At 31.4% G+C, this 4029-nt stretch carries 4 protein-coding genes; all 4 read right to left on the reverse strand.

What is annotated here, in order from left to right; all coding sequences use genetic code 11:
- Nucleotides 1–710 precede the first annotated feature (710 nt).
- Entirely contained in the window at nt 711–1442 is a 732-nt protein-coding gene (locus tag ACE01N_RS20055; protein ID WP_380592785.1) for a hypothetical protein, read from the reverse strand.
- 188 nt (nt 1443–1630) lie between these two features.
- Nucleotides 1631–2158 (reverse strand): hypothetical protein, encoded by a 528-nt coding sequence (locus tag ACE01N_RS20060; RefSeq protein WP_380592787.1) that lies wholly within the window; start codon nt 2156–2158, stop codon nt 1631–1633.
- Nucleotides 2159–2336: 178 nt separating this feature from the next.
- The gene (locus tag ACE01N_RS20065; RefSeq protein ID WP_380592789.1) at nt 2337–3131 is read right to left on the reverse strand and encodes a hypothetical protein; all 795 of its coding nucleotides are present in this window, start codon (nt 3129–3131) and stop codon (nt 2337–2339) included.
- A gap of 158 nt (nt 3132–3289) precedes the next feature.
- On the reverse strand, nt 3290–3856 hold the full coding sequence (locus ACE01N_RS20070) for a hypothetical protein (RefSeq protein WP_380592791.1): 567 nt from the start codon (nt 3854–3856) through the stop codon (nt 3290–3292).
- Between the last annotated feature and the right edge of the window lie 173 nt (nt 3857–4029).

The following is a 4029-nucleotide window of genomic DNA, read 5'->3' on the forward strand; positions in this document are numbered from 1 at the left end:
GCAAGTCTTAAAATTTCTCAAATACTGAATGGTTAATTATCTTTTTTCACCCTTGCCCCTAACGTTCCCGCGGTATGGTGTCGTGCGGTTGACTGTCCCACGAAGTGGAGACTGTCAAGCCGAAAACGACGCCAGGATGCATGTGGTATTGCGAGTTAAAAGAAACCGCATGCACTATGACCGTGTGTTGGGCCTTGGGGTTTCTTAAATATTTTATCTCAGTCAAATTTTTCAACCGATAAACTTACAGTCAGATTTTAATGAACTGTCAATCGTTCTAATCTCTAATCTAAAAAAGTCAAACTCAACGTTTGGTTTAGTTCACAACTTTCATTGTATAAAAGTCTTTCACAATAAATTGAGACTCAAGGTTTGCAATTCTTTCGAAAACGAACAGTCAGTTTGTATTATCAGTCAAAAACAAGTTTGAAAATCAAAAGTCAGCATGAAGGAAAGAGGTCATTCCGATTAACAAGGTCAAAGTCTGAAAAAATTTTCTTCAAAAAGATGTCTCATAAACGCCGAAAAAAATTTCGTGCTGAAATTGTCCGCTCAGTTCAGTGCGAAATTAAACTCCCTTTTTTTCGCCCTTGGGCCCAACGGTTCGCCGGTATGAAACGTTGCGCATTTCGAAGCTCTTCCGTATCAAGCCGTTGCTGCCGTTGATTAAATGTTATGTCGTTCAAATTTACCACAATCCGCGCAATGTTTTATGACCGGCTGTTGTACACCGTTAATTTTAGCTTCTTTCTAACAGTCAACTTTTTATATATCTTAAATATCAAGAAAATCATAATCGGTAACCACAAGAACAAATTAGTTTTTTCTGCACCTGTCAGTAACCTGTTATGAATCATCTTATTTATAGCGAATCCAGCTCCAAATGTCACAAGTGCTCCAATAAAAATCAATCCAAACAGTTTGAAATTAATTTGAGAAATATCAAATTTTACCCGACTTATTGAATGTTTAACTTTATAATCAGCAGGAATTGTATCAATTGTATTATCCTTGTTATTAATTAACCAATCAATCGCTGTCTCAAATCGCTCAAAATTGGCGATTGAAAAATCTGAAATATTAATCTTTTTAGAATCTTTAAAAATCAGAACAATATTTTTTCTTGGAACATCTTGAAATCCACCTTCATTTAATTCCACATCATATTTTATCAAATCTTGTAGTCTGTACCGTTTATTGAATAATGGAATCCAATAACTAATTTTTATTGAATCCTTTTCAATTTTAACAATCTTAAAATATTTGATAATCATAAAAGTGTAAAAAACTATAAATCCATTGAGCAATACTAAAACTATATTTTCATTCTTGTCAATGGAATAATCAGTGAATATTATTATGTAATCAAACCACACAACTATGCTCCATAGAAAAAACATCATAAGGAATGACTGAATTTTTATTTTAGTTCTCAAAATCATTTGTCATTAGTTTTTTATCAATTGCTACGGTGTCTTTTTTAATGGTGTACAACGTTCCCGCGGTATGGTGTCGTGGCAGTTTCTTTCACACGTGAAAGGAACTGTCATGACGAAAGTGACAGACGGCGAACGTTGATATGTTCTGTTTAAAAATACTGCCATGCACTATGACCGCGTGTTGTGCATAGTTATTCTTTACATTTCATTATATCATTCGCATTCAGGCTAATAATTGAATGTTTATATTCATAGTTTTCTAAATCCATTATTGGAACTCCAAAACCGGATGAATCAACAATAATGATTTGTTTGGTCAAACAGTCTATAACGTTATTCAATTTTCCTTTATACTTAATTACCGAAATAGTAAATGTCTTACCAGGTTTAATAATTTTATAAAAAGTGGAGTATAATATTGGCGTTTTATTGTCCAATAAATCTTCATAAATAAGATTTGTCAAGCTGAAATCTCCTCTAACGCGGTTGAAATAATTCTGTAGTTTCTTAATGTCAGATGATTCGTTTAAATTCTTGTCATCTATAGTGAGAATAAATGGTCTTTCAGTAGGATTAGTATATGTTATGTCTATTTGCTCATATTCTTTTGTTCCAATCGAATATTCACCTATTATTATCTCAGAAATTAACGAGTCTACTTGACCGTAAACTCTTATTCCAAATGTCAGAATAATTAAAATGAATATTACTCGATTCATAGTTTAATGTTTTTTCTAACTATAATTATGCACAACGTTCCCGCGGTATGCTGTCGTGGCAGTTTCTTTCCGATAGGATAGGAACTGTCAGGACAAAAGAGACAGCCCGCGAATGTTGTAATATTTTATTTAAAAAGACTGCCATGCAGTATGACCGCGTGTTGGTTGCAGTTTTTCTTTAAATCTCATGAACATGTTTAAAGGTATAATATTCATCAACATATCTACAAAAAGTATGTGGAAGAAAACAATTAATGTTTAATTCATCTTTCAATTTTGTATTGAATTTTGATAGATTGAGTTTTTGTTCTTGAATTATTGATTCTGTAAGTTCATGGAGAATTGGGAATATATAAATTTTGTCTTTTTCTATATCAGGTAAATTCTGAGTTTTATCCTCATGTTTGTCAACAATTCGTTTTGTTAGAAAATTTATAAAATTACTTTTATCATATTTGTTTTGATTAATTTTCACATTTAAAACCTCTATAAGTAAAGGTGTTGATTGATTTAAAAATACGAAGTCAATTGATTTTTTATTTTGCAAAACATATTCATAATTTTCAAATTGATAAGTTTTATCTAAAGTGATACAAGCTGCTAATTCACCCATAACATCTAAAATAGATTGGTCACTGAAATTTAATATTGAACCTTTAACAAGATGTTTAAATTTACTTCCTAAATTTCTTTTGATACCTTCTCCTAATAAATAGTTCAGTGTTCCATATTCAATTCTTATTTGGTTTGATGCATTTTTCTCAAGTTCATTTATTAGTTCAAACATACTTGATAAAAAATTTGCACTCATTTCAATTTCCTCGTTCTTCTCAACAAATAAAATTGACTTACGTATAAAATCTGAAAACTCTGATTTTGTAATAAATCTGAAAAGATTTGGGCAATAAGTATTTATTAATTCGATGCTATTTTTTATGATCGTTTTAGTTTCTTCAGACATTCTTTGTTTCATAAAATTGCAACCAACGTTCCCGCGGTATGGTGTCGTGCGGTTGACTGTCCCACGAAGTGGAGACTGTCAAGCCGAAAACGACGGCATACTGAAATATGATTTGCAGGTTAAAAGAAACCGCATGCACTATGACCGTGTGTTGTGGGTATGTGCTTTTTTTAGTTTTCATATAAGTATCCCCAAAATCCTTTTTTTATTTTTCGTTCAATTTCTGTTTGTCCTTTTAAGTCTTTATACCTTTTCGTTGATATATTAAATTCATATTTTTTCTTAGATTGGTTTTCAATTAATTCAACACTATATTCTGTTGAAGTTAAGTTCGTTGATTTATTATAAACTAAAGTGCTGTCCAAACTAATAATTTCTCCTTTAAGGATATAGTCATTTTGATTCCCAATCGTTCTATTCGTTAAAGACGTAAATCCCAATACAGGAATTGTCAAAATTGAAGATATAATTAAAATCGTAATAATTTCCCTTAGAAAATCTGAACTTGTAGGTTTGGTTTTGTATACAAAAATTCGCTCCCGAAAGAATACGAATATTATAATTCCAATTATCAGAATTAATGGTATTGTGATTGTTCTCAGGATTTGAATCCAAGGACTAAAATCCTGTATTTTAAATTCTAGCAATGTCAGTAGAATCAAACCTATTAATCCTAAAGCAGAAAATAATTCCTTTTTCTGCTTTTCTGATAATTTATTCCTTGAAATTTTATTCACTTAGCTTTTGTTGAATTATTTTTTCTAATCTGCCAATTAATCAAATACCTCTTTGAATATTTCTAAGTTTGTTATGGGTTTCGTTGCATTACCCACAACGTTCCCGCAGTATGCTGTCGTGGCAGTTTCTTTCCGACGGGAAAGGAACTGTCAGGACAAAATAGCCCGACTGC

It is taken from the genome of Quyinboa ferrireducens (genome assembly GCF_042436675.1).
In the GTDB taxonomy this organism is placed as follows: Bacteria; Bacteroidota; Bacteroidia; order Bacteroidales; family UBA5342; genus JBHJHP01.